Origin of the sequence: Pseudomonas muyukensis, assembly GCF_019139535.1 — a bacterium.
GTDB classification, from domain to species: Bacteria; Pseudomonadota; Gammaproteobacteria; order Pseudomonadales; family Pseudomonadaceae; genus Aquipseudomonas; species Aquipseudomonas muyukensis.
Genome location: NZ_CP077073.1, coordinates 5338348 through 5362269 on the forward strand (window position 1 = coordinate 5338348; position 23922 = coordinate 5362269).

A 23922-nucleotide genomic window follows, 5' to 3' on the forward strand; every position below is an offset into this window, starting at 1 on the left:
CTAGGCAGAATCCGCTCCGTCCTAGGGGAGTAGTCTCCCGCGAGCGCCCTGCTCGCCCGGCACGCGTCAACACACTTGGCCCACAGGCCATGGCGCGTGCGACCCACGATCTGCGCAGACAGGTCCAGGGTTTGACAAGACCTATGACACGCACACCTTACCCGGGGCGGGGAGGTCGTACGTGTCATAGCCGTGTCGGCCCGCCCCCGTAGGAATCTCCTGATGCTGGAATCACTGCTCGTCCCCACCGCCATCGTTGCCCTCGCTGAAATCGGCGACAAGACGCAATTGCTCGCGCTCATCCTGGCGGCACGTTTCCGCAAGCCCTGGCCGATCATCGCCGGCATCATCGCCGCCACCCTGGCCAACCATGCCGCGGCCGGTGCCGTGGGGGCCTGGGTCAGCAGCTTCTTCAGCGAGTCGGTGCTGCACTGGATTCTCGCCGCAAGCTTCACCGCCACCGCGCTGTGGACCCTGGTGCCGGACAAGATGGACGATGACGAAAGCAGCAACGCGCGCCGCTTCGGGCCGTTCGTGACCACGCTGATCGCGTTCTTCCTGGCGGAGATCGGTGACAAGACCCAGGTGGCCACGGTGATGCTGGCGGCGCAGTACCCGCACCTGATCATGGTGATCATCGGCACCACGTTGGGCATGCTGATCGCCAACGTGCCGGTGGTGCTGGCCGGCAACTTCGCGGCGGAAAAACTGCCGCTGACACTGATCCGTCGCCTGGCGGCGACGGCGTTCTTCGTGCTGGCCGTGGTCGCGGTGTATTCGGCGATGAAGACCAGTGGCTGGATAGGCTGAAGACCCTGTAGCAGCCAGCCTTGCTGGCGAACCAGACAGCGCGGTGCCTGGCACCGGCTTTGCCGGTGTTCGCCGGCAAAGCCGGCGCCTACAGGGGGACCCGGTGAATTACTTCTTGGCGGCCTGATACAGCGGCATCACCTTCGGGATTGCCGCCTGCAACGAGGCGATACGGCTGCTCGAGGCCGGGTGGGTGCTCATGAACTCTGGCGGCGCGCCTTCGGACGCCTTGCTCATCTTGTTCCACAGGGTGATCGCGGCGTTCGGGTCGTAGCCGGCGCGGGCCGACAGTTCCAGGCCGATCAGGTCGGCCTCGTTCTCGTTGGCGCGGCTGTTGGGCAGGGTCATGGCGTAGTTCACCACGGTGTCGGCCATGGCCATGCTGTCCTGGCCCAGGCCGAAGATGGCACCGGCGCCCTGACGGGCCATTTGCACGCCGTAGGCCTTGGACATCGCCTCACGGCTGTGCTCGCGCAGGGCGTGGGCGATCTCGTGGCCGACCACGGCGGCGATCTCGGCGTCGGTCAGCTGCAACTGATCGATCAGGCCGGTGTAGACGATGATCTTGCCACCCGGGCCGCAGTTGGCGTTCAGTTCATCGCTCTTGATCACATTGACTTCCCAGTTCCACTGCGCGGCATCCGGCCGGAACTGTGGCGCCTGGGCGATCAGGCGCTTGGCGATGGCCTGCACGCGCTTGGCGTCGTTGCTGCTCTTGTCCAGCACGCCCTTGCTCGACGCTTCGCCGAGGGTCTGCTGGTACGACTGGGCGTACATCTGGTTGACCTCGTCGGTCGACAGCATGCTGAACATGTACTGCTGGCGCTGAACGCCCACGGCACCGCCACTGGTGGTATTGACCGCCTGGCAGCCGCCCAGCAGGACACCGGCAGTCAGCAGGCTGACAACGAATGACTTACGCATGAAAACACTCCCTTTTTACATGCCGCGTATCCTAGTGTGGTGTTTCACAAATAACGACCCTAATTTGCGGTGCTTTTTGCGCTCATGCTGCGTTGTCGCTCCTCGCCGTAGCTGGGCTACGACTCGTCGCGACGCCTTGCTTGAGCACAAAAATCACACGCGAATTATGGGTCGTATTTGCAAAACACCACACTAGGCCCAGTCGCCCGCCCCTGCCAGAGCCGCAGGGAAGATTTCTCGCCGTCGCCTCATGCTTTGGTATTAGCCCGCCGATAACACCTGGTAACGACCTCCTTGCGCGCGGAGCTTTGCCATGAAGTTCAAGTCGATCCAGTTTTCCGTGGCCGCCCTGGCCGGTGCCATCGTGCTGAGCATTGTCGCGGCACTGGTGCTGTACGCGGTGTATGCCGGGCAACGGACCCAGGCCCTGGTGCAACAACGTACCCAGCAGCAGTTCGAGAACGTCATCGAGCAGCGCCTGGCGGCCCTGGCCCGCACCCAGGTCAGCGAGATCCAGCGCGGCCTGGAGGCGCCGCTGGCGATCGCCCGCGGCCTGGCCACCGGCAACGCGATGATCGGCATGCAAGGCGCCGACGGCCAGCCCCTGATGCGCGTCGACCGCGAACACCTGATCAACCAGCTCAAGCGCACCGTGCAGGCCAATCCGAGCGTGCTCGGCGCCTACCTGGGCTGGGAACCGAACGCCCTCGACCACGCCGATGCGCGCTACGTCGGCAGCAACCTGGTGGGCATCGACAGCGCCACCGGGCGCTTCCTGCCCTGGTGGTTCCGCAACGCCGACGGCAGCCTCGGCCAGGACAAGCTGGCCGATGTCGACGACCGCACGGTGCTGGCCACCGGCGTGCGCGCCAGCGAGTACTACCTGTGCCCGAAAGAGTCGAAAAAAGCCTGCGTGATCGACCCCGCCCCCTACAAGGTGGGCGACAAGCTGGTCATGCTCGCCTCGTTCGTCGAACCGATCATGATCGACGGCCAGTTCCAAGGCATGGCGGGCGCCGACCTGTCGGTGAACTTCATCCAGGACCTGCTCAACACCGCCGATCGCCAGCTGTATGACGGCGCCGGCGAGCTGGCCCTGGTCTCGAGCAACGGCCGCCTGGTGGCCTACACCCGCGACCCGGCCAAGTTCGGCGAAAAAGCCAGCGATGTGCTGGACAGCGAGGAAGCCGCCACCCTCAACACCCTGAGCGGCGAGCAACTGCACTACGAGGTGGACGCCAGCAAGGACCGCATCGAGCTGTACCTGCCCTTCAAGGTCGCCAGCACCGATGCGCGCTGGACCCTGTTGCTGGAGCTGCCGCTGAGCACGGTCATGGCCGACGTCAACCAGTTGCAGCAGGACCTGGCCGACCAGCGGCGCACCGATATCACCGGCATGACCCTGGTCGGCCTGGCCATCGCCGCCGTCGGCCTGCTGGTGATCTGGCTGCTGGCCCTGGGCATCGCCCGCCCGCTCAAGCAGATGGTTGCCATGCTCGAGGACATCGCCCAGGGCGAGGGCGACCTGACCCGCCGCCTGCAAAGCGACCGCGCCGACGAACTGGGCGCCATCGCCAGCGGCTTCAACACCTTCCTGGCCAAGTTGCAGGCGATGATCAGCCAGGTGGTCAGCTCGGTGCAGAAAGTCAGCGACTCGTCCGAGCACACCGCCGACATCGCCATCCGCACCAACCAGGGCGTGCACAAGCAAATGGCCGAGATCGACCAGGTGGCCACCGCCGTGCATGAAATGACCGCCACCGCCCAGGACGTGGCGCGCAACGCCACCCAGGCGGCCCAGGCTGCCAGCGAGGCCGACCGCGCGGCCAACCAGGGCCTGGACATCGTCCGCGACACCTCCAACGCCATCAGTGCCCTGGCCAGCGAAATCGGCCGGGCGGTGACCGTGGTCCAGGACCTGGCCCGCGACAGCGAGAACATCAACGCCATCCTGGTGGCCATCCGCGCCATTGCCGAACAGACCAACCTGCTGGCGCTCAACGCCGCCATCGAGGCGGCCCGCGCCGGTGAACAGGGCCGCGGCTTCGCCGTGGTCGCCGACGAGGTGCGCAACCTGGCGCAGAAGACCCAGCAGGCCACCGAAGAGATCCAGCAGATGATCCAGCAGTTGCAGCAAGGCACCCGCGAAGTGGTCAAGGTGATGGAGGACAGCCAGGGCAAGACCGACGACAGCGTGCTGCAGGCCAGCCGCGCCGCCGAGGCACTGGAGAGCATCACCCAGGCGGTGTCGGTGATCAACGACATGAACACCCAGATCGCCAGCGCCGCCGAAGAGCAGAGTGCCGTGGCCGAGGACATCAACCGCAACGTGATCAACATTGGCCAGGTGGCCGGCGAAGTCGCTGGCGGCGCCGACGAGTCGAGCCAGGCCAGCGCCGAGCTGACCAAGCTGGCGGAGCAGCAGCGGCGCTTGATCAATCAGTTCAGGGTTTGACCCGAGGCCGCGCAGGTACTCCTGTAGGACCGGCCACCTAGGCGGGCGTCAGGCACTCCGGCCCATTGAGCTGCGGGTCGTTGACGAAATACGCCAGCGCCCGCTCGCGCAAGGCCGACGGCGGCTTGGCCAGTAACTCGTGCAAGCGCGCCATCGGTGTTTCCGGATCCAGCCACAGCGCCTGCTCGGCCTCATCCAGCATCAGCGGCCGGCGCTGGTTCATCGCGGCTTGCGTCACCACCGCGCAGCTCAGCCAGGCCTGCTCCTGCACCGGGTACACCTCCCACAACGCCGCGAAGAACAGCGACGCACCCTCCCCCGGCGTCACCCAGTACGGGCGCTTGCGCGCCGTGCCCCGCCATTCGTAAAAACCATTGGCTGGCATCAGGCAGCGCCGCTGGCGCAGGGGCTCGCGGAACATCGGTTGCTCGGCGACAGTTTCGGCGCGGGCCTGGGCGGGGGTGCGGGACAGGTCGGTCAACCACGCCGGGGTCAAACCCCAACGGGCGCTGGCCAGCTGCAACTGACCGTCGAGCTGGCGCTGGATCAGCACCGAGGCACCGGGCGAGATGTTCCATTGGGCCTGCTGGCCCGCCGGGAAACCGGGCAGCCCGGCAAAGGCCTGGGACCAGCGAAACAGGGCGTAGCGTCCACACATGGGCGAATTCAAAACCTAGCAGATCAGGGTTCCGGGATAACTCTCCGGTTCGTCGCCGGCAAGTGGCTGGGCAGCATTGTACGCATCGATCAACTGCCGTGCGTATTCGGCCTGCTCATCGGCCACCGCCAGGCCCAGCAAGCCCTGGATCGGCAGCTCGCCCATGGCGCCCATCAGGTCGCGCCCCACCAGGTGCACCGCGATACCCTCGCTGGCCAGCATGCCCATCAGCATCTGCGCCTCCAGCAGGCTTTCCGGCTCGTAGATCCGTTGCATCAGTCGTTCTCACCGTAGACATCCAGCATCCACTCCTGGCCATGCACCTGCAGCACGAAGCGGATAGGCTTGCAGCACACCTGGCAGTCCTCGATGTACTCCTGATCGCCCCCGGACAGGTCCACCGAGGTTTCGACTTGCTCGCCACAATAGGGGCAATCGTAGATCGCAGTTTCCAGCATCGCGGCCTCCGGGGTGAGTTGTGCGTATAATTGCCGGTCTGTTTACAGGGCCTGAGTGTGTCCGAGCCGTTTTTCGGAACCCGCCCTTACCTTATTACCCTAGCCGTTTCCAACAAGAGAGCATGATGGGCGAATTCGATGCCATCCGACCGTACGACGACGCTGAGGTCCCTGCCGTTCTGGCACGGCTGCTCAGCGACCCGGCATTCCTCGATATCCTCACCCACTTCCGCTTCCCGCGCGCGGCGGGCGCCTTCGGCTGGCTGCTCAAACCGCTGATCGCCCGGCGCCTGCGCCAGGAGTTCGCCGGGGTCACCTGCGTCGCCACCCTGCAGGACAAGGTCGAGTACTACGTCGACCGCACCATCGACCGCGCCACCGACGGCGTGACCTACACCGGCGTCGAGCAGCTCAAGGCCGGTACCGCCTACCTGTTCCTGGCCAACCACCGCGACATCGTCATGGACCCGGCGTTCGTCAACTACGCGGTGTACCACGCCGGCCTGCCGACGCCGCGCATCGCCATCGGCGACAACCTGCTGCAAAAGCCGTTCGTCAGCGACATGATGCGCCTGAACAAGAGCTTCATCGTGCACCGCTCGATCAGCGGCCGCCGCGAGAAGCTGGCCGCCTACCAGTTGCTGTCGGCCTACATCAACCACTCGATCCGCCACGATTGCGTGTCGATCTGGATTGCCCAGGCCGAAGGCCGCGCCAAGGACGGTGACGACCGTACCGATTCGGCGATCCTCAAGATGTTCCACATGAGCCGCAAGGACGAGCCGTTCGGCGCAGTAGTCCAGAGCCTGAACCTGACGCCGGTGTCGATCAGCTACGAATACGACCCCTGTGACCAGGCCAAGGCCCGCGAGCTGTACATCCGCGCCACCACCGGCAGCTACACCAAGGCCCCGGGCGAGGACGACAACAGCATCGCCCAGGGCATCACCGGCTACAAAGGCCGGGTGCACATCAACTTCGCGCCACCGGTGACCGAGTACCACGAGGACACCAAGCAGCTGGCACAGGCCATCGACCGCCAGATTCTCGGCGGCTACCGGCTGTTCCCGGTGCATTACCTGGCGTATGCGATGTGGGCGCAGAAGGACCCGACGCTCGAGGTGCCGAGCGCGGACAAGCTGTTCCCCGCCGATGAACTGGCCAAGGCCAAGGAAGAATGGCAGCGGCGCCTGGACGCTTGCCCGGTGGAACACCAGCCCTACCTGGTGCAGCAGTATGCGACGCCGGTACGCAACCAGTATCAGGTCAAGCGCCAGCCGGCATCCGCCTGACAACGCACCTGTAGGCGCGGCTTTAACCACGATCACCCGCAAAGCGGGTGCCAGGCACCGCGTTGCCTGCATCGCGGCTGAAGCCGCTCCTACAGGGTAGGCGTCAGCGATTCAGACCCAGGTGCTGAACCAGGACAGCAGCAGGGCCATCGCCAGGCACGAGAAGCCGAGGATGTAGAAGTAGCGTGGCACGCGCTGCTCGAAGGCATCGACCATGCCGTCCTCCACCGCCAGGCCTTCACGGGCCACCGCCTCGCGGCGTCGGGCACTGTGCAGCAGCAACCCGCCCGGGCAGGTGATGATCAGGGCCAGCAGGTTGATCAATTTGGCTGGATGGGCGGCCAAGAAGCCCCAGAGCATTTGCAACGACATTGCGCGACCTCGGTATCACGTGCGGCAAAGCCCGGCATTCTACCCAAGCCCCAGCCCGCCACCGCGACTTTGCGACCAGCTGTCATTTAATTTCATCTGTCACACGCTCGTCATCAAGACAGGCCACCCTGTCGGCCTTCAACTGACCGGAGCTTGTCATGCTGCACGCCGAAAACCAGGACCGCCTCTACCTCGTCGCCCAGAGCGACGAACAGCAGGCGCTGATCGATGGTTTCGCCATCAATGTCCAGGATCGCCAGTGGCTGGTGTATTGCGCCCTCGGCGGGCATGCCCACGACGACCTGCCGGAAATCGACCCGCACACCGGGATCAGCCTGCTGGATTTCACCGTACAGGCCGCCTGAGCCAGTCGCGACGATCTCGGTAGGAGCCGGCCTTGCCGGCGAACACCGGCAAGGCCGGTGCCAGGCACTAAGTTGTTTGGCTTCGCCTGCAGCTGGCGCCTACCCATTGCCGAGTTGCCCGCCCCCAATAAAAAACCCGCTGCCTGAGCCCAGGCAGCGGGTTTTCTTTGGCGCGAAAGCCTTACTCGCCCAGTACCTGACCGACGGTCGGGTCCTTGAACAGGCGAGTCAGGGCATCGCTCAGCACATCGCTCACCAGCTTGGTGTTGGTCTCCTGGTTCGGCGCCATGCCGAAACGCTGGTCCAGCGACGCACCGTAACGGCCGCTGTAGCGACGGTTGGCGTTGGACACGTCGGCACGGAAGGTGGCGCCGATGGTCGCCTCGGTCACGTACATCTTGTCCTTGGGCGACTGGTACTTGAGCTCGGCCAGGGTCACGGTCAGCTGCGGGGCATTGGCGGCGTTGGGCGTCGGGGTGAAGCCGAGCAGGCGCACCGCGGCTTCGGCCTGGGCCTGCAGCTTGGGCACTACGTCATTGCCGTTGACGGTAATGGTGCTGGTCTCGGGGTACATGCCACCGCGGGTGCCCAGCGACTGCGAAGCGCGCCCATCGACCACCCTGACCACCACCGGCTGGCCATGCCCGACCGGGGCCAACTGCTGGGTGAGCTTGGGTTGCGGGCTGAGTTGTTGCGGGCTGTGGGCACAACCGGCCAGGCTCAGGCTGGCCACCGCGAACAAACCGACCAACAGACGTTGCAACATGCGCGTTTCTCCAGAAAAAGCCGCAAAGGCCCACAGTATACCTAGCGCCACGCGGTAAGCGGCAAGCCGCAAGAAAAAGCGGCCATGACGCCCCCCACTCGCGCGCAGCAGCTTCGCCAGCCTCCAGGTTTGCGCCCATGCAAGCCGCCACTGGCAGCAACGCACCCCGTCGGCCTGACAAACGCTGCAATAAAAACCCAACAAGTACGCCCTTTCCGCCCGCGACATCGTTATAATCTCCCCCCGATTATAAGGACGTCTCCTGATCGGGCCCCGCATTCGCCGCTTGAACCCGGCACCCTCGACGCTTCGCCCACAGAGAGCCTTCCACTCAGGTCTTGCATTGGCTGTCGTGCCTGCTGTTCCCGGCCTTCCGCTTCGCATGAACCTGCGGGTTGCCATCGCGCAGTCCACTTTTGAGGTTCACGACTCCAAAAGAGCGTGAAAAAACGGTTTTTCACAACTTCACGAGAGTGTGGCGAGCAAATGAACAGTCTGGCATGTGTAAAAGCGGCAGATGTGTCCCGAACAGCCCTGAACAGACGGCAAAAGCGCTCATCCTGGATGGGAGCCTGAGGCCGGTCCATAACGCACGACGGTTCACTTGACCATAAGTCGAATTGCCGCACCTGTGGCAAACGGGGTTCAATACCTGAACACCCAAGACTGATTGGCGGTGTCCGCGGAAGTTGCAAGAACTGCGAAGAGTCGGACATGGCGATCCTGGCCACCCCAGGGATCCTATGCTGTCAATTAGGTGCTGTAGATTGTGGAGACGCGTTAATGGCGCAGAACGAATCGGTTGATGTGGTACTGGTAGGCGCGGGCATCATGAGTGCCACCCTGGCCGTACTGCTCAAGGAGCTCGACCCGACCCTCAAACTGGAGGTCGTCGAGGCGATGGACTCCGGGGCCGCGGAGAGTTCCAACCCCTGGAACAACGCCGGTACCGGCCATGCCGGCCTGTGCGAGCTGAACTATACCCCGCAGGCCGCCGATGGCAGCATCGACATCAAGAAGGCCGTGCACATCAACACCCAGTTCGAGGTTTCCCGCCAGTTCTGGGCGTACCTGAGCAAGAAGGGCAGCTTCGGCTCGGCGCGCGCGTTCATCAACCCGGTACCGCACCTGAGCTACGTCGAGGGTGACAAGGGCGTTTCCTTCCTCAAGAAGCGTTTCGAGATGCTCAAGCAGCACCACGCCTTCGCCGAGATGGAATACACCGAAGACAAGGCCGTGATGAACGACTGGATGCCGCTGATGATGCCAGGCCGTCCGGCCGACCAGCACATCGCCGCCACCCGCGTGCTCAAGGGCACCGACGTCAACTTCGGCGCCCTGACCAACAAGCTGCTCAAGCTGCTCGGCGACACACCGGACGCCCAGGTCAAGTACAGCAAGAAGGTTGTCGGCCTGCGCCGCAACGGCAGTGGCTGGACCGTGAGCATCAAGGACGTCAACAGCGGCGGCAGCCGCGAAGTCGACGCCCGCTTCGTCTTCCTCGGCGCCGGCGGCGCTGCCCTGCCGCTGCTGCAGCTTTCCGGCATCCCGGAAAGCAAAGGCTTCGGTGGTTTCCCGGTCAGCGGCCAGTGGCTGCGTTGCGACAACCCGGAAATCGTCAAGCAGCACCAGGCCAAGGTCTACAGCCAGGCCGCCGTTGGCGCGCCGCCGATGTCGGTGCCGCACCTGGACACCCGCGTGGTCGACGGCAAGAAATCGCTGCTGTTCGGGCCCTACGCCGGCTTCACCACCAAGTTCCTCAAGCACGGCTCGTTCATGGACCTGCCGCTGTCGGTGCGCATGGGCAACATTGGCCCGATGCTGGCCGTGGCCCGCGACAACATGGACCTGACCAAGTACCTGGTCAGCGAAGTGATGCAGTCCATGGAGCAGCGCCTGGAATCCCTGCGCCGCTTCTACCCCGAGGCCAAGGCCGAGGACTGGCGCCTGGAAGTGGCTGGCCAGCGCGTGCAGATCATCAAGAAAGACCCGAAAAAAGGCGGCATCCTGCAGTTCGGCACCGAGCTGGTCTCGGCCCAGGACGGCAGCCTGGCCGCACTGCTCGGCGCCTCGCCAGGCGCGTCGGTAACTGTGTCGATCATGCTCGAGCTGATCGAACGCTGCTTCCCCGAGCAGGCCAAGGGCGCCTGGGCCGCCAAGCTCAAGGAGATCTTCCCGGCACGCGAGAAGACCCTGGCCACCGACGCGGCCCTGTACCACAAGATCAGCGCCGACAACGATGTGGCCCTGGAGCTGGTGGAAAGCAGCCCGGCCAAGCATTACGCCTGATCTGGCAGATACGAAAAAACGCCCCGCGGGGCGTTTTTTTGTGCCTGTCTGGCTGCACCCACCGTTCCTTTGTAGGAACGGCCTTGTGTCGCGCCAGGGCTGTGCAGCAGCCCCAGATTTATGCCCTACCTCAATATCGCCGGGGCTGCTTCGCAGCCCTGGCGCGACACAAGGCCGCTCCTACTGGAATCAACCGCGGGCCTTGTCGATGATCTCGATGTACTCCGGCGCATTGCGCTGGTCGGCGATCGCCTCGACGAAGGTCTTGCCATGCTCGTCCTTGCCATCGAGGTCATAGCCCGCTTCGACGAAGAAACCCACATAGCGCTCGAAATCGTCGACCCGCAGGCCGCGGTAGCCCTTGATCAGCTTGTGATGCGATGGCGAGGTCAGGCCATCGGCCGGCTCGAACTGCAGGAAGGTCTTGATGTAGTCATCGCTGATCTCATCACCAATCACTTGTTTCTTGTCTTTACGCATCGCCGACTCCAACTGGGCCATCACGGGCATTTTCAAAGGCGGGCAGTTTACCCCCGCGCAGCGACGGGCCTCAACGCGTACGTACGCTACCGGTGTGCAAGTCGGCCCAGACATGACCATTGGCATAGGTGAGGAACTGCACGTAGAGGGTCTCGTTGCGCAGCAGGTCGATGATCACCCGGTAATCGGCCAGCGGATAGTTCAAGGTCAAGGTGCGGGTTTTGTCGTCGTACACCGGCTTCTTGAGGCTCTTGCCACCCTCGCCATCGAAGTTGACCAGCACCTGGCCGATGGTCGAGCCCTTGCTCAGCGGCTTGCCCTTCAGGCGCATCTGCAACGAGGCGGTGATCGGGATCGGCTGCTGGTCGGACTGGCGCTGGGTGCCGACCACCACGCTGTAGTCGGTGACCTGCAGCAGTTGCTGGCTGGTCGGCGCTGCCTGGCGCAGGGAAAGGTCGTCTGGCGGGAGAAACTGGCTGTGCAGCGGGGCTGCGGACAACGGCAGGCTCACCGCCAGCAGCAGAAGGATGATCGCACGCATTTGAGGCTCCTTGGCTTGAAGCGGCATCCTAGTGTGGTGTCTCACAGAAACGCCACACTAGCATGGCGAGCGAAGCAAGGTGACGGGGCCCGGCCCCGCACGCATTACAGGCCCTTGACGGCGAAGATGCCGTTGGCGTTGCGCCAGTAGCCCTTGTAATCCATGCCGTAGCCGAAGATGTAGCGGTCCACGCAGGACAGACCGAAGTAGCTGGCTTTCAGGTCCGGGCTGGCCTTGCGGTCATGGTCCTTGTCGATCAGCACGGCAGTGTGCACCGCACGGGCGCCGGCATGCTTGCAGAACTCGATGATGGCGCTGAGGGTGTGGCCTTCGTCGAGGATGTCATCGACGATCAGCACATCGCGGTCGATGAACGACACTTCCGGCTTGGCCTTCCAGAACAGCTCGCCACCGCTGGTCTGGTTGCGGTAGCGGGTGGCGTGGATGTACGAGACTTCCAGCGGGAACTGCAGGTGGGTCAGCAGCTTGCCGGCGAAGATCAGGCCACCGTTCATCACGCAGAACACAACCGGGTTCTTGTCGTGCAGGTCGACGCAGATGCGTTTGCCGACCTCGGCGATGGCCACCTCGACCTCGGCTTCGTTGTACAGGCAATCAGCCTCGTGCATCACTTGACGGATATGCTCGAGATCGGCGGACATGGCGCGCTCCAGGGGGTGCATTTTGGAAAAGCGGGCAAAGGTACGCATCCGCTCGTCTCAGATCAAGCCTTTATGGACTAACGTGCACAATGACTGCACGACATCAAGGACTGAATAGATTAATCTAGCGCGGTTTTTTTGCCCGCCTCCCGGAGCCCTCCCCCTATGCCTACTCGTGAGATCCGCCATCCGCTGATCCGCCACAAGCTCGGCCTGATGCGCCGTGCCGATATCAGCACCAAGAATTTTCGCGAACTCGCCCAGGAAGTCGGTGCACTGCTGACCTATGAAGCCACCCAGGACCTGCCGCTCGAAACCTACGAGATCGACGGCTGGTGCGGCAAGGTGCAAGTCGAGAAGATCGCCGGCAAGAAGATCACCGTGGTACCGATCCTGCGCGCCGGTATCGGCATGCTCGACGGCGTGCTCAGCCTGGTGCCCGGCGCCAAGGTCAGCGCCGTCGGTGTCGCCCGCAACGAGGAAACCCTCGAAGCCCACACCTACCTGGAAAAGCTCGCGCCGGACATCAACCAGCGCCTGGCCCTGATCATCGACCCAATGCTGGCCACCGGCGCCTCGATGGTCGCCACCATCGACCTGCTGAAAAAAGCCGGCTGCAAGGAGATCCGCGCCATGGTCCTGGTCGCGGCCCCCGAAGGCATCGCCGTGGTGGAAAACGCCCACCCGGACGTGCAGATCTACACCGCCTCGATCGACCAGCGCCTGAACGAGCACGGCTACATCGTGCCGGGCCTGGGTGATGCCGGCGACAAGATCTTCGGCACCAAGCAGAAGGACGCCTGACCATGCAGGACGGCTTCAACGACCCGCTCTGGCGCCAGGTCGTTTCGGGCGCGCAGATGCTCTTCGTGGCATTCGGCGCGCTGGTGCTGATGCCGCTGATCACCGGCCTGGACCCTAACGTGGCGCTGTTCACCGCTGGCATCGGCACCTTGCTGTTCCAGCTGGTCACAGGCCGTCAGGTCCCGGTATTCCTGGCCTCCAGCTTTGCCTTCATCACCCCGATCATCCTTGCCAAGGGCCAGTTCGGCCTGGCCGAGACCATGGGCGGCGTGATGGCGGCGGGCTTCGTGTACACCTTCATGGGCCTGATGGTGAAGATCAAGGGCACCGGTTTCATCGACCGCATGCTGCCGCCGGTGGTGATCGGCCCGGTGATCATCTCCATCGGCCTGGCCATGGCGCCGATCGCCGCCAACATGGCGATGGGCAAGGGCGGCGACGGCGCCGCGCTGATGCCCTACAAGACCGCCATGCTGATCTCCATGCCAGCGCTGCTGACCACGCTGATCGTCGCCGTGTTCGGCAAGGGCATCTTCCGCCTGGTGCCGATCATCGCCGGCGTGCTGGTGGGCTTCGCCCTGTCGTTCGCCTTCGGCGTGGTCGACACCGCCAAGATCGCCGCCGCGCCCTGGCTCGAGGTGCCCAATTTCACCGCGCCAGCGTTCAACTGGCAGGCGATCCTGTTCATCGTCCCGGTCGCCCTGGCGCCGGCGATCGAGCATATCGGCGGGGTGATCGCGGTGGGCAGCGTGACCGGCCGCGACTACCTGAAGAAGCCGGGCCTGCACCGCACCCTGCTGGGCGACGGCCTGGCGACCACGGCCGCCGGCCTGTTCGGCGGGCCGCCCAACACCACCTACGCCGAAGTGACCGGCGCGGTGATGCTGACCAAGAACTACAACCCGAAGATCATGACCTGGGCGGCGATCTTCGCCATCACCCTGGCCTTCATCGGCAAGTTCGGCGCACTGCTGCAGAGCATCCCGGTCCCGGTGATGGGCGGCATCCTGTGCCTGTTGTTCGGCTCGATCGCGGCGGTGGGCATGAACACCATGATCCGCCACAAGATCGACCTGGCCGAAGCGCGCAACCTGGTGATCGTCTCGGTGACCCTGGTGTTCGGTATCGGTGGCGTGCTGATCGGCAGCGGTGACGGCCCGGATGATTGGGGCCTGAAAGGCATCGCGCTGTGCGCGGTGGTGGCCATTGCCCTGAACCTGATCCTGCCGGGGAATGATGGCTGGAAGAACAAGAAGCTAGATGATCAGTTGCCCTGATCGGGCCGCTGCGTTCGTGGGAGCAGGTTAGCCTGCTCCCACGATTACTTGGTCAGGCCCTCTCGCACATTCCCGCCAGCACCCCCACCCACTGCGGGTGATCATTCAGGCACGGCACCAGCAGCAACTCCCTGCCGCCCGCCTCGATGAACTGCTCGCTGCCGCGCATGCCGATCTCTTCGAGCGTCTCGATGCAGTCGGCAACGAACGCCGGGCACATCACCAGCAGTTTCTTAACCCCAGCCTTGCCCAACTCGTCCAACCGCGTTTCGGTATAGGGCTCGATCCATTTGGCGCGCCCCAGGCGCGACTGGAACGACACCGACCACTTGCCCTCGGGGATGCCCATCTTCGTCGCCAAGGCCCGCGCCGTGGCCAGGCACTGACCGCGATAGCACACCGCGCGCATGTCGGCGCTGGCATCCTTGCAGCAGTCGGCGGCCTGGAAGTCGTGCTGGCCGGTGGGGTCGAGCTTCTTCAGGTGCCGTTCGGGCAAACCATGGAAGCTCAGCAGCAGGTGATCGTAGTCCTGCTCCAGGTAGGGCCGGGCACTGGCAGCCAACGCCTCGATGTAGTCAGGGTGCTCGTAGAACGGCTGCAAGATGCGGGTTTGCAGGGGCAGCTTGCGCTCGGCGATGGTCTGCCTGGCCAACTCGACCACCGTGGTCACCGTGCTGTCGGCGAACTGTGGATAAAGCGGCGCCAGGGTCACCTTGCGCACGCCTTGGGCTGCCAGGCGTTCCAGCACCTCGGGCAGCGCCGGCTGGCCATAGCGCATGGCGATTTCCACCGGGCCGTGGGGCCAGTGGGCCGTCATCGCCTGTTGCAGGCGCCGGGTCAGCACCACCAGCGGCGAACCCTCGTCCCACCAGATCGAGGCGTAGGCATGGGCCGACTGCTCCGGGCGCTTGATCAAAATCAGCGACACCAGCAGCCGACGCACCGGCCAGGGCAGGTCGATCACGTACGGGTCCATCAGGAACTGGTTGAGGTAACGGCGCACATCGGCCACCGAAGTTGAAGCCGGCGAACCCAGGTTGACCAGCAGCAGGGCATGATCGGTCATGCAGCGTCCTATGTCAGAGGCGGCTGGACAGGTCGTCCAGGGCCGATTGCAGATCGTTGAAGCGGAACGTGAAACCCGCCGCCAGCAAGCGTACCGGGCGGGCACGCTGGCCACCGAGCAGCAGCGTCGACAGCTCGCCGAGCCCGGCCTTGAGCAGCAATGCCGGCATCGGCATGAATGCCGGGCGGTGCAGGGCGCGGCCCAGGCACTTGGCGAACATGCGGTTGCGCACCGGCTCTGGCGCGCAGGCATTATAAGGACCGCTGGCGTCGTTTTGCTGCACAAGAAAATCAATCAAGGCGATCTGGTCATCTATATGGATCCACGGCATCCACTGCCGACCATCGCCCAACGGCCCGCCCAGGCCCAGTTTGTACGGCAGACGCAGGCGCGACAAAAAGCCGCCATCGGCGGCCAGCACCAGCCCCGTGCGCACCAGCACCACACGCATGCCAAGGGCCTGGGCGCGCTGCGCGGTTTCCTCCCAGGCGATGCACAGCTGGCTGGCGAAGTCCTCCTTCACCGGCGGCGAGGCTTCGCTCAGCTCACGTTCGCCGCCATCGCCATACCAGCCCACTGCAGAGCCCGACACCAGCACCTGCGGCCGCTGCTCGCGGCTGGCCAGCCAGGCCAGCAACTGCTCGGTCAGGGTCACCCGGCTGGCCCACAACAAGGTGCGTCGGGCCGCCGTCCAGGGCCGGTCGGCAATCGGCGCACCGGCCAGGTTGATCACCACATCCACCCGGTCATCGCTGGCGATTTCCTCGAGCCGGGCGACCCCGCGGACATCGCGGCCACAGATTTTCGCCACCTCCCCGGGGCGGCGGCTCCATACGCTCAGGCGATGCCCCTGCCCCCGCCACAGCTGGCAAAGGTGTTGGCCGATCAGGCCGGTACCGCCGGTCAGCAATATATGCATGGCTGTGTCCTCACACTTCGCGGCCGTGGTCTATTTTTAAGATCAAGGCACTTTTTTGACCGAACGCTCTCGGATAAACATAGGCCAACCTGCCCTACTCGAGCGGAATAACCTTATACAAAGATTGTGCATTGTACAGGTTTGCCTGGCAGCGTAGGCTGCATACAGCTAGGTTCGAAGAGGCCATCATGACAGTACCTATTGCCATCATCGGTGCCGGTATCGCCGGCCTGTCCGCCGCCCAGGCCCTGCAAAAGGCCGGGCAGACCGTCCACCTGTTCGACAAGGGCCATGGCAGCGGCGGCCGCATGGCCAGCAAGCGCAGCGATGCCGGCGCGCTTGACCTCGGCGCTCAGTACTTCACCGCCCGCGACCGGCGCTTCGTCGAGCAGGTGCACCAGTGGGTAGACGCCGGCTGGGCGGCGCAGTGGAAGCCCCAGCTGTACAACTACCGCGCTGGCGAACTGACCCCATCCCCCGACGAGCAGGTGCGCTGGGTCGGCGTGCCGCGCATGAGCGCCATCACCCGCGGCCTGCTCAAGGATGTCACGGTCAACTTCGGCTGCCGCATCGCCGAAGTGTTTCGCGGCAAGCAATACTGGCACCTGCAGGACACCGAGGGCTGCAGCCACGGGCCGTTCAGCCGCGTGGTGATCGCCGTGCCCGCACCCCAGGCCACACCACTGCTGGCCGCCGCGCCGAAGCTCGCCGCGGTCGCCGCCGGCGTGCAGATGGAACCGACCTGGGCCATCGCCCTGGGCTTCGAGACTCCGCTCGACACGCCCATGCAAGGCTGCTTCGTGCAGGACAATCCCCTCGACTGGCTGGCACGCAACCGCAGCAAGCCGGGGCGTGACGAGCAGCTCGATACCTGGGTGCTGCATGCCACCTCCAGCTGGAGCAAGCAACATATCGACCTGCCCAAGGAAGAGGTGATCGAACAGCTGTGGGGCGAGTTCGCCGAACTGGTCGGCTGCGTGGTACCAGCCCCCACGTTCGCCCTCGCCCACCGCTGGCTGTACGCACGCCCGGCGGGCAACCACGAATGGGGCACACTGGCCGATGCCGACCTGGGCTTGTATGCCTGCGGTGACTGGTGCCTGTCGGGGCGGGTCGAAGGCGCCTGGCTCAGCGGCCAGGAAGCGGCGAAGCGTTTGCTGGAACATCTGGAATAGCGGCTCGGCGCACTTATACAAAAAAGATGCTTTGTATAAGTTTGCGTTTGTGCTGGAATTGACTTGTACAACATCCACCCCCTGTACAAGTTACTCCGGAGACCGCGATGCACGCGCCGCCGCTCACCCTCAAGCCACGCCTGGCCATCAGCGCCTGCCTGACCGGCCAACCGGTGCGCTACAACGCCGGCCACAAAGCCTCCAGCCTGTGCCTCGAGCTGCTCGGCGAGCACTTCGACTGGCTGGCGCTGTGCCCGGAAGTGGCGATCGGCCTGGGCACCCCGCGCGAACCGATTCGCCTGGTGGGTGACCCCGAGCACCCTGCCGTGGTCGGCACGCGCAATGGCGGCACCGACCTGGCCGGGCCACTGCGTGCCTATGCCGAGCAGATCGCCGAGGAAGTCGACGACATCTGCGGCTACATCTTCATGCAGAAATCGCCGTCCTGTGGCCTGGAGCGGGTCAAGGTCTACCAGGACGACGGCCGCCCGGCCCACCAGGGCGGTCGCGGTGCCTACGCGGCGGCATTCTGCGCACGCCGCCCGGACTTGCCGGTAGAGGAGGAAGGCCGCCTGCACGACCCGGTCCTGCGGGAGAACTTCATCGCCCGGGTCTACGCCTACGCCGACTGGCAACAGTTGCTGGGCCAGGGCCTGAGCCGCGGTGCGCTGATTGCTTTCCACTCGCGCTACAAATACCTGCTGATGGCCCACAACCCTGAAGCCTACCGCCGCCTGGGCCGTTTGCTCGGCAGCCTGCGCCGCGCCGACGACCCGGCGCTGGTCGGCCCGCGCTACTTCAGCCAATTCATGCAGGCCCTGCGCCGCTGCGCCAGCCGCGGCACCCACGGCAATGTGCTGCAGCACCTGAGCGGCTACCTGCGCAACGACCTTGGCCAGGCGGACAAGGCGGAGCTGCAGCAGATCATCGGCCAGTACCAGCAGGGCATGGTGCCCCTGGTGGTTCCTCTGACCCTGCTGCGCCACCACCTGCGCAAGCACCCTGACCCGTACCTGCTGCAACAGGCCTACCTGCAACCTCACCCCCTCGAACTGGGACTGCGCAATGCCATCTGACCCCCTGCTGCCCATTGGCGAGGTCGCCCGCCTGACCGGGGTCAACCCCGTCACCCTGCGCGCCTGGGAGCGCCGCTACGGGCTGATCAAGCCGCAACGCACACCCAAGGGCCATCGGCTTTATCCACAGGACCAGGTCCAGCGGGTTCACGACGTGCTGCGCTGGCTGGACCGCGGCGCTGCGGTCAGCCAGGTGCGCGAACTACTGGACCATGCCGCCGAAGCGCCAGCGCCGATCCAGGGGGAATGGGGCTCGCGCATCGAACAGCTGATCGAAGCCGTCGCCCGCCTGGCCCAACGCCCGCTGGACCAGCTGCTGAACCAGGCAATGGCGCTGTATCCGGCGGTGACCGTTTGCGAACGCCTGCTCCTGCCCCTGCTCGAGGCCCTGCACCAGCGTTGGCAGAGCCACTTCGATGCCCGCCTGGAGCAGGTGTTCTTCCATACCTGGCTGCGCAGCAAGCTGGGCGCCAGGGTGTACCACGACAACCACTCCCTGGCCGGGCCCTGCGTGCTGCTTGCCCGCACCGACGATACGCCGTTCGATGCCGAGTTCTGGCTCAGCGCCTGGCTGCTGAGCAGCAGTGGCCAGGCCCTGGAGATCCTCGAGTGGGCGGTGGAGCCGCGCCAGTTGCGCCACGCCATCGAGCACTTGCAACCCCGCGCCCTGGTGCTGCACCTGGGGCGCCACCCGGACCTGGCAGGGCTCACCCGCGCCTTGCACGGCGTCACCACACCCAAACTCCTGGGCGGCGCCGCGGTCCTTGTCCATGAGACCGCGCTCAAGGCCATGGCCCTGCCTGGCCTGCAGCTGTTCGCCACACCACCGGCCGCGCTGCGCGCGCTCCAGCAATCATGACCGTTTACAAGGCGCTCTCTGCATGCAACTGATCTGGCTGCGCAACGACTTGCGCATCGACGACAACACCGCCCTGGCGGCCGCCTGCCAACGTGGGCCGACCCTGGCCCTGTGGATCGCCAGCCCGGGCCAGTGGCAAGCCCACGACGATGCGCCGTGCAAGGTCGACTTCTGGCTGCGCAACCTGCGCCAGCTGCGCCAGGCCCTCGAAGCCCTGAACATTCCGCTGCTGATCCGCCACGCCGACACCTGGACGACGGTGCCGCAGTGCGTGCTGGAGGTCTGCCGGCAACACAAGGTGCAAACCGTGCACTGGAACGACGAATACGGCCTCAACGAAGCCCGCCGCGACCAGGCCACCCAGCAACACCTGCGCCAAGCCGGTGTCGACGCCATTGGCCACCTCGACCAGTTGCTGTTCCAACCGGGCAGCATCCTCACCCGCAGCGGCCACTACTTCCAGGTGTTCAGCCAGTTCAAGCGCGTCTGCCTGGAGCACCTGCACCGTGACCTGCCGACCCTGGCCCCGCCGGTGCGCCGGCAGGCGCCGCTGGCGATCGCCAGCGACCCGATACCCCAGCAGATCGACGGTTTCGCAGCCCCCAGCGAGGCCCTGCGTCGGCACTGGCCCGCCGGCGAAGAGCAAGCGCGGCAACGCTTGACCCGCTTCGTCGACGAACGCATCGAAGACTACCAGCAGTTGCGCGACCTGCCGGCCAAGGCCGGCACCAGCCAGCTCTCGCCCTACCTGGCAGCGGGGGTGGTTTCTGCACGCCAGTGCCTGCACAGCGCACTGGCCGGTAACCGCGGCGAGTTCGACAGCGGCAACCTCGGCGTGCAGACCTGGGTCAACGAACTGCTCTGGCGCGAGTTCTACAAGCACGTGCTGGTGGGTTACCCGCGCGTTTCGCGACATCGCGCCTTCCGCCCGCAGACCGAGGCCCTGCCCTGGCGCACTGCGCCCGACGACCTGCAAGCCTGGCAGCAAGGCCGTACCGGCTTTGCCATCATCGATGCAGCCATGCGCCAGTTGCTGCACACCGGCTGGATGCACAACCGCCTGCGCATGATCGTTGCCATGTTCCTCAGCAAGAACCTGCTGATCGACTGGCGCCACGGCGAGCGGCATTTCATGCGGCATCTGATAGACGGCGACCTGGCCGCCAACAATGGTGGCTGGCAATGGAGCGCTTCGACCGGCACCGACGCGGTGCCCTATTTCAGGATCTTCAACCCGATTACCCAGTCGCAGCGTTTCGATCCGCAGGGGCGTTTCATCCGTCATTGGCTACCTGAGCTGCAGGCGTTGGACGATAAATCGATTCACTACCCCGTGAAATCTGCCGATCTATTTGCTACTAATAATTACTCGAACCCGATAGTCGATCTCGAACGCAGTCGTCAGCGGGCATTGGCGGCCTTCAAGGGCTTGTCCGGCTGGCAGGATCAGGGGGCCTTGCCTTGAGTACAAGACGCAGTTTCTGGGTAACAGGTGCCAGCCACGGACTGGGGTTGGCCATGGTGGAACAGTTGCTCGATCAAGGGCATCGCGTTGCCGCCAGTGGCAGGGATAGCCAGCAGCTCGACGCCTTGGGCGAACGCCACGGGGCCAGTTTGCTGCGCCTGCCCGGCCTGTTGACCGAGGCCAGCCAGGCCGTTGCCATGCGCCAGCGGCTGCTGGACAAGTGGGGGGCACTCGACGGCCTGATCATCAACGCCGGTGCCTGCGACTACCTGCCGGACAACACCACCCTTGGCAACCTGTTCGAGATGATCGTGCAGAGCAACATGAGCGCCAGCGAACGCGCGCTCAATTGCGCCCTGTCGGCGCTGATGCAAGGTGAGCGGCCGCAGGTGATGGTGATTTTCAACCGTTACTCGGCCTTGCAACTCTATGACCCGAGCCAGCCACCCAGTGGCGTCAACAGCCTTCCCAAAGGGGTGCGCGAGCAACGCCAGCTGTTGCTGGACCGCGGCATCGACCTGACCGTGGTGGCGCCGCCGCCAATGAGTGAGGCGCTGATGCCTGAAGCCTGGACCGCGCAGAGCGCCGCTGCAGTGCTGGTTGCAGAGCTGGAGCAGCGCCACCCCGAGTTGATGCTCGAGGCCCTGGGCATGAACAACTTGTGGCCGTTACCGGAGCATGTGCGCTAGCCAAGCGCCGCGATGGATGGCACCGGCCATGCCGGTGTTCGCCGGCAAAGCCGGCTCCTACAGCGCTATCCCGGCCACCCCCGACCCGTAGGAGCCAGCCTTGCTGGCGAACCAGGCGCCGCGGTACACGGCACCGGCCATGCCGGTTCCTACAGGGGAAAACACTGCACGCTGGCGGTACCTGTCCATAGCAGCGGCAACACCCGCTGCAAGGCACCGGGCTCGCCACTGCTCCAGAACTCGGTCGCCCGCGCCGGCCCTTCGGCCAGCAGCTCGCGCGCCGCCAGCAAGCGCTGCAGTTGCCGCGCCACGGCCGCTCCGGTGTCGATGATGGCAAGCCCAGCGGGCACCATCTCGGCCAGCAGCGGGCGCAGGAAGGGGTAGTGGGTACAGCCAAGGATCAAGGTATCGCAACCGGCCGCCAACAAGGGTTGCACATAGCCCAGCAGCAATTGGCGCAGTTGCGCACTGTTCAGGTCACCCGCCTCGATACGCTCGACCAACCCTGGGCAAGGCTGGGTAACCACCCGCACATCGCTGGCGAAGCGGTCGAGCAAGGCGGCAAACCTGGCGCTTTGCAGCGTGCCGGTGGTGGCCAGCACGCCCACCACGCCGGAACGGGTCGCCGCCGCCGCCGGCTTGACCGCCGGCTCCATCCCCACCAACGGCCAATCGGCATACCGCTCGCGCAGGTCGGCCACCGCCGCCACGGTCGCCGTGTTGCAGGCCAGGACCATGGCCTTGGCACCCTGGGCCTGGAAGAACCCGGCGATATGGCGCAGGCGCTGACGGATATAGTCCGGTGATTTCTCGCCATAGGGCACATGGCCGCTATCGGCGACGTACAGCAGCGATTCATTGGGCAGCAGGCGCTGGATCTCGGCGAGCACCGACAAACCGCCGACCCCCGAGTCCATCACGCCCACCGGCGCCGAACGCTCAGCCATGGCGGTTGGCGCACACGGCGCAGGCCGGGTCGCGCTTGACCCGCAGTTCGCGCATGCGCGTGCTCAGCGCGTCGATCAGCAACAACCTGCCCACCAGCGGCTCGCCGAAGCCGGCCAGCAGCTTCAGCGCCTCGAGGGCCTGAAGGCTGCCCACCAGACCGACCAGCGGACCAATGACCCCAGCCTCGCTGCAGGTCAGCTCGGCCTCGCTGCCATGGCCGTACAGGCAGTGGTAGCAAGGGCTGCTGTCGCGACGGGTGTCGAACACCGACAACTGCCCCTCGAGACGGATCGCTGCGCCGCTGACCAGCGGCTTGCCGGCCGCCACGCAAGCGGCGTTCACCGCTTCGCGGGTGGCGAAGTTGTCGGAGCAATCCAGCACCACATCGACCGCCGCCACCGCAGCGGCCAGCGAATCCTCATCGAGCGCCCGGCGATGGGCAACCAGGGCAATCTCTGGGTTGATCGCCAGCAGGCGCTTGATCGCAGAATCAACCTTGCTCATGCCAACGCTGTCGCTGTCATGGATCACCTGGCGCTGCAGGTTGGTCAGGTCGACAGTGTCGAAGTCGGCCAGGTGCAAGGTGCCGACACCCGCGGCAGCCAGGTACAGCGCCACCGGCGAGCCGAGCCCGCCAAGGCCGATCACCAGGGCCTTGCCGTGTTTCAGGCGCAACTGGCCGTCGATATCCACCTGCGACAGCAGGATCTGACGGCTGTAGCGCAGCAGTTCCTGGTCGCTCAGCATGGCAGGCGCCCCAGGCTGATACGCTCATGGCCACCCAGGTCGACCCGGCTGGCGACCTCGACGAAACCGGCCGCGACCAGCAACGCGCGCACGGCAGGGGCCTGGTCGTAGCCATGCTCGAGCAGCAACCAGCCACCGGCCACCAGGTGCGCAGGGGCCTGGGCGACGATCACCCGCAGGTCGTCCAGGCCATCCTCGCCGGCCACCAGGGCGCTACTCGGCTCGAAACGCACGTCGCCGGCCACCAGGTGCGGATCGGCGGCGCGGATATAAGGCGGGTTGCTGAGAATCAGCTCGAAGCGCTCATCGACCAAGGCCTCGAACCAGTGGCTGCGGCGCACCTGGACATTGCCCAGGCCCAGGCGCTGGCGATTGCGCTCGGCCAGGGCCACGGCCTCGTCGACGCGGTCGACGGCGCTGACCTGCCAGGCCGGGCGCTCATTGGCCAAGGCCAGGGCGATGGCCCCGGTGCCAGTGCCCAGGTCGAGCACCCGGGCCGGCGTGGCGGGCAGCAGCTCGAGCGCGGCCTCCACCAGCAGTTCGGTATCGGGGCGCGGAATCAGGGTATGCGGCGCCACTTCCAGGTCGAGCTTCCAGAACCCCTGCTGGCCGAGGATATAGGCCACCGGCTCGCCGCCACGACGGCGCTCGAGGTAGCCGGCGAAGGTCTCGGCCGCTTCGCTGCTGACGATCCGCTCGGGCCAGGTGTGCAGGTAGCTGCGCGACTTGCCCAGGGCCGCGGCCAGCAGCAGCTCGGCGTCCAGCCGCTCGGTCGGCGACTCCGGCAACTGCGCGTTGCGCAGCAGGCTGGCGATGATGGTCATC

Annotated in this window: 26 protein-coding genes, 1 pseudogene and 1 riboswitch; of the genes and pseudogenes, 13 read left to right on the forward strand and 14 right to left on the reverse strand. The window is 65.3% G+C overall.

Annotated elements, in window-relative coordinates:
• The first annotated feature begins 11 nt into the window (after positions 1 to 11).
• Positions 12 to 133, forward strand: a riboswitch (yybP-ykoY riboswitch).
• A gap of 92 nt (positions 134 to 225) precedes the next feature.
• Positions 226 to 810 carry a TMEM165/GDT1 family protein gene (locus KSS95_RS23660; RefSeq protein WP_217854071.1) on the forward strand — a complete coding sequence of 195 codons (585 nt, stop codon included), beginning with the start codon at positions 226 to 228 and terminating at the stop codon, positions 808 to 810.
• 108 nt (positions 811 to 918) lie between these two features.
• Here KSS95_RS23660 and KSS95_RS23665 read toward each other — a convergent pair whose 3' ends face one another.
• Complete coding sequence (locus tag KSS95_RS23665; RefSeq protein WP_134690064.1) at positions 919 to 1734, reverse strand: M48 family metallopeptidase; 816 nt, start codon at positions 1732 to 1734, stop codon at positions 919 to 921.
• Positions 1735 to 3130: 1396 nt separating this feature from the next.
• Between KSS95_RS23665 and KSS95_RS24970 the strand changes: the two are divergent.
• Both KSS95_RS24970 and KSS95_RS24975 read left to right on the forward strand, forming a co-directional pair.
• Positions 3131 to 3334: pseudogene (locus KSS95_RS24970) on the forward strand (HAMP domain-containing protein); the annotation flags it as partial.
• Between the two features lie 111 nt (positions 3335 to 3445).
• On the forward strand, positions 3446 to 4189 hold the full coding sequence (locus KSS95_RS24975) for a methyl-accepting chemotaxis protein (protein WP_437179629.1): 744 nt from the start codon (positions 3446 to 3448) through the stop codon (positions 4187 to 4189).
• A gap of 37 nt (positions 4190 to 4226) precedes the next feature.
• On the opposite strand, the gene KSS95_RS23675 is transcribed toward KSS95_RS24975, so the two are convergent.
• From KSS95_RS23675 to KSS95_RS23685, 3 genes are read right to left on the reverse strand one after another with little or no spacing between them, the layout of a single operon-like run.
• On the reverse strand, positions 4227 to 4847 hold the full coding sequence (locus tag KSS95_RS23675) for an SOS response-associated peptidase (RefSeq protein ID WP_217850207.1): 621 nt from the start codon (positions 4845 to 4847) through the stop codon (positions 4227 to 4229).
• A gap of 15 nt (positions 4848 to 4862) precedes the next feature.
• Positions 4863 to 5123: a putative signal transducing protein gene (locus KSS95_RS23680; protein ID WP_217850209.1), complete on the reverse strand. Its 261-nt coding sequence runs from the start codon at positions 5121 to 5123 to the stop codon at positions 4863 to 4865.
• The gene (locus tag KSS95_RS23685) at positions 5123 to 5305 is read right to left on the reverse strand and encodes a CPXCG motif-containing cysteine-rich protein (RefSeq protein WP_217850211.1); all 183 of its coding nucleotides are present in this window, start codon (positions 5303 to 5305) and stop codon (positions 5123 to 5125) included. Before KSS95_RS23685 ends, KSS95_RS23680 begins: the two co-directional genes overlap by 1 nt.
• Before the next feature lie 125 nt (positions 5306 to 5430).
• Here KSS95_RS23685 and KSS95_RS23690 point away from each other — a divergent pair, with 125 nt between their 5' ends.
• Positions 5431 to 6597, forward strand: coding sequence for a 1-acyl-sn-glycerol-3-phosphate acyltransferase (locus KSS95_RS23690; RefSeq protein ID WP_217854072.1), 1167 nt, complete (start codon positions 5431 to 5433; stop codon positions 6595 to 6597).
• A 111-nt stretch (positions 6598 to 6708) separates the two neighbouring features.
• Here KSS95_RS23690 and KSS95_RS23695 read toward each other — a convergent pair whose 3' ends face one another.
• Complete coding sequence (locus KSS95_RS23695) at positions 6709 to 6969, reverse strand: hypothetical protein (protein WP_217850213.1); 261 nt, start codon at positions 6967 to 6969, stop codon at positions 6709 to 6711.
• A gap of 158 nt (positions 6970 to 7127) precedes the next feature.
• Here KSS95_RS23695 and KSS95_RS23700 point away from each other — a divergent pair, with 158 nt between their 5' ends.
• Positions 7128 to 7334, forward strand: coding sequence for a hypothetical protein (locus tag KSS95_RS23700; protein ID WP_217850215.1), 207 nt, complete (start codon positions 7128 to 7130; stop codon positions 7332 to 7334).
• Positions 7335 to 7515: 181 nt separating this feature from the next.
• Here the strand turns inward: KSS95_RS23700 and KSS95_RS23705 are convergent, their stop codons facing one another.
• Positions 7516 to 8100 carry a YajG family lipoprotein gene (locus KSS95_RS23705; RefSeq protein ID WP_217850217.1) on the reverse strand — a complete coding sequence of 195 codons (585 nt, stop codon included), beginning with the start codon at positions 8098 to 8100 and terminating at the stop codon, positions 7516 to 7518.
• 783 nt (positions 8101 to 8883) lie between these two features.
• Here KSS95_RS23705 and mqo point away from each other — a divergent pair.
• On the forward strand, positions 8884 to 10389 hold the full coding sequence (gene mqo / locus KSS95_RS23710; RefSeq protein ID WP_217850219.1) for a malate dehydrogenase (quinone): 1506 nt from the start codon (positions 8884 to 8886) through the stop codon (positions 10387 to 10389).
• A gap of 189 nt (positions 10390 to 10578) precedes the next feature.
• Here mqo and KSS95_RS23715 read toward each other — a convergent pair whose 3' ends face one another.
• The 3 genes from KSS95_RS23715 to KSS95_RS23725 all read right to left on the reverse strand — a co-directional run bounded on the left by KSS95_RS23715 (position 10579) and on the right by KSS95_RS23725 (position 12072).
• On the reverse strand, positions 10579 to 10869 hold the full coding sequence (locus tag KSS95_RS23715) for a PA4642 family protein (protein ID WP_186659004.1): 291 nt from the start codon (positions 10867 to 10869) through the stop codon (positions 10579 to 10581).
• A 70-nt stretch (positions 10870 to 10939) separates the two neighbouring features.
• Positions 10940 to 11410, reverse strand: a complete 471-nt coding sequence (locus KSS95_RS23720) for a hypothetical protein (protein WP_217850221.1) — start codon at positions 11408 to 11410, stop codon at positions 10940 to 10942.
• Between the two features lie 104 nt (positions 11411 to 11514).
• Entirely contained in the window at positions 11515 to 12072 is a 558-nt protein-coding gene (locus KSS95_RS23725; RefSeq protein WP_134690078.1) for a hypoxanthine-guanine phosphoribosyltransferase, read from the reverse strand.
• 165 nt (positions 12073 to 12237) lie between these two features.
• Between KSS95_RS23725 and upp the strand changes: the two genes are divergently transcribed.
• Positions 12238 to 12876: a uracil phosphoribosyltransferase gene (gene upp, locus KSS95_RS23730; protein WP_217850223.1), complete on the forward strand. Its 639-nt coding sequence runs from the start codon at positions 12238 to 12240 to the stop codon at positions 12874 to 12876.
• Between the two features lie 2 nt (positions 12877 to 12878).
• Positions 12879 to 14153, forward strand: a complete 1275-nt coding sequence (locus tag KSS95_RS23735) for a uracil-xanthine permease family protein (RefSeq protein WP_134690080.1) — start codon at positions 12879 to 12881, stop codon at positions 14151 to 14153.
• 52 nt (positions 14154 to 14205) lie between these two features.
• On the opposite strand, the gene hemH is transcribed toward KSS95_RS23735, so the two are convergent.
• Together hemH and KSS95_RS23745 are read right to left on the reverse strand one after the other, a co-directional pair.
• Positions 14206 to 15219 carry a ferrochelatase gene (hemH, locus tag KSS95_RS23740; RefSeq protein WP_217850225.1) on the reverse strand — a complete coding sequence of 338 codons (1014 nt, stop codon included), beginning with the start codon at positions 15217 to 15219 and terminating at the stop codon, positions 14206 to 14208.
• Between the two features lie 13 nt (positions 15220 to 15232).
• Positions 15233 to 16138 carry a TIGR01777 family oxidoreductase gene (locus KSS95_RS23745; protein WP_217850227.1) on the reverse strand — a complete coding sequence of 302 codons (906 nt, stop codon included), beginning with the start codon at positions 16136 to 16138 and terminating at the stop codon, positions 15233 to 15235.
• 188 nt (positions 16139 to 16326) lie between these two features.
• On the opposite strand from KSS95_RS23745, the gene KSS95_RS23750 reads away from it, so the two are divergent.
• The 5 genes from KSS95_RS23750 (at position 16327) to KSS95_RS23770 (ending at position 21402) form a co-directional block, all read left to right on the forward strand.
• Positions 16327 to 17313, forward strand: coding sequence for an NAD(P)/FAD-dependent oxidoreductase (locus KSS95_RS23750; RefSeq protein ID WP_217850229.1), 987 nt, complete (start codon positions 16327 to 16329; stop codon positions 17311 to 17313).
• Between the two features lie 107 nt (positions 17314 to 17420).
• On the forward strand, positions 17421 to 18389 hold the full coding sequence (locus KSS95_RS23755; RefSeq protein ID WP_217850235.1) for a YbgA family protein: 969 nt from the start codon (positions 17421 to 17423) through the stop codon (positions 18387 to 18389).
• Positions 18379 to 19248: a MerR family transcriptional regulator gene (locus KSS95_RS23760; RefSeq protein WP_217850237.1), complete on the forward strand. Its 870-nt coding sequence runs from the start codon at positions 18379 to 18381 to the stop codon at positions 19246 to 19248. Before KSS95_RS23755 ends, KSS95_RS23760 begins: the two co-directional genes overlap by 11 nt.
• A 22-nt stretch (positions 19249 to 19270) precedes the next feature.
• Positions 19271 to 20713: a deoxyribodipyrimidine photo-lyase gene (gene phrB / locus KSS95_RS23765; RefSeq protein ID WP_217850239.1), complete on the forward strand. Its 1443-nt coding sequence runs from the start codon at positions 19271 to 19273 to the stop codon at positions 20711 to 20713.
• The gene (locus tag KSS95_RS23770) at positions 20710 to 21402 is read left to right on the forward strand and encodes an SDR family NAD(P)-dependent oxidoreductase (RefSeq protein ID WP_217850241.1); all 693 of its coding nucleotides are present in this window, start codon (positions 20710 to 20712) and stop codon (positions 21400 to 21402) included. Before phrB ends, KSS95_RS23770 begins: the two co-directional genes overlap by 4 nt.
• Positions 21403 to 21551: 149 nt before the next feature.
• Here KSS95_RS23770 and murI read toward each other — a convergent pair whose 3' ends face one another.
• Genes murI through prmC form a run of 3 tightly spaced genes read right to left on the reverse strand, consistent with a single transcriptional unit; the run spans position 21552 to position 23921 of the window.
• Entirely contained in the window at positions 21552 to 22349 is a 798-nt protein-coding gene (gene murI / locus KSS95_RS23775) for a glutamate racemase (RefSeq protein WP_217850243.1), read from the reverse strand.
• Entirely contained in the window at positions 22342 to 23097 is a 756-nt protein-coding gene (locus KSS95_RS23780; protein ID WP_217850245.1) for a molybdopterin-synthase adenylyltransferase MoeB, read from the reverse strand. The genes murI and KSS95_RS23780 overlap by 8 nt, the downstream gene beginning before the upstream one ends.
• Entirely contained in the window at positions 23091 to 23921 is an 831-nt protein-coding gene (prmC, locus tag KSS95_RS23785) for a peptide chain release factor N(5)-glutamine methyltransferase (RefSeq protein WP_217850246.1), read from the reverse strand. The genes KSS95_RS23780 and prmC overlap by 7 nt, the downstream gene beginning before the upstream one ends.
• Between the last annotated feature and the right edge of the window lies 1 nt (position 23922).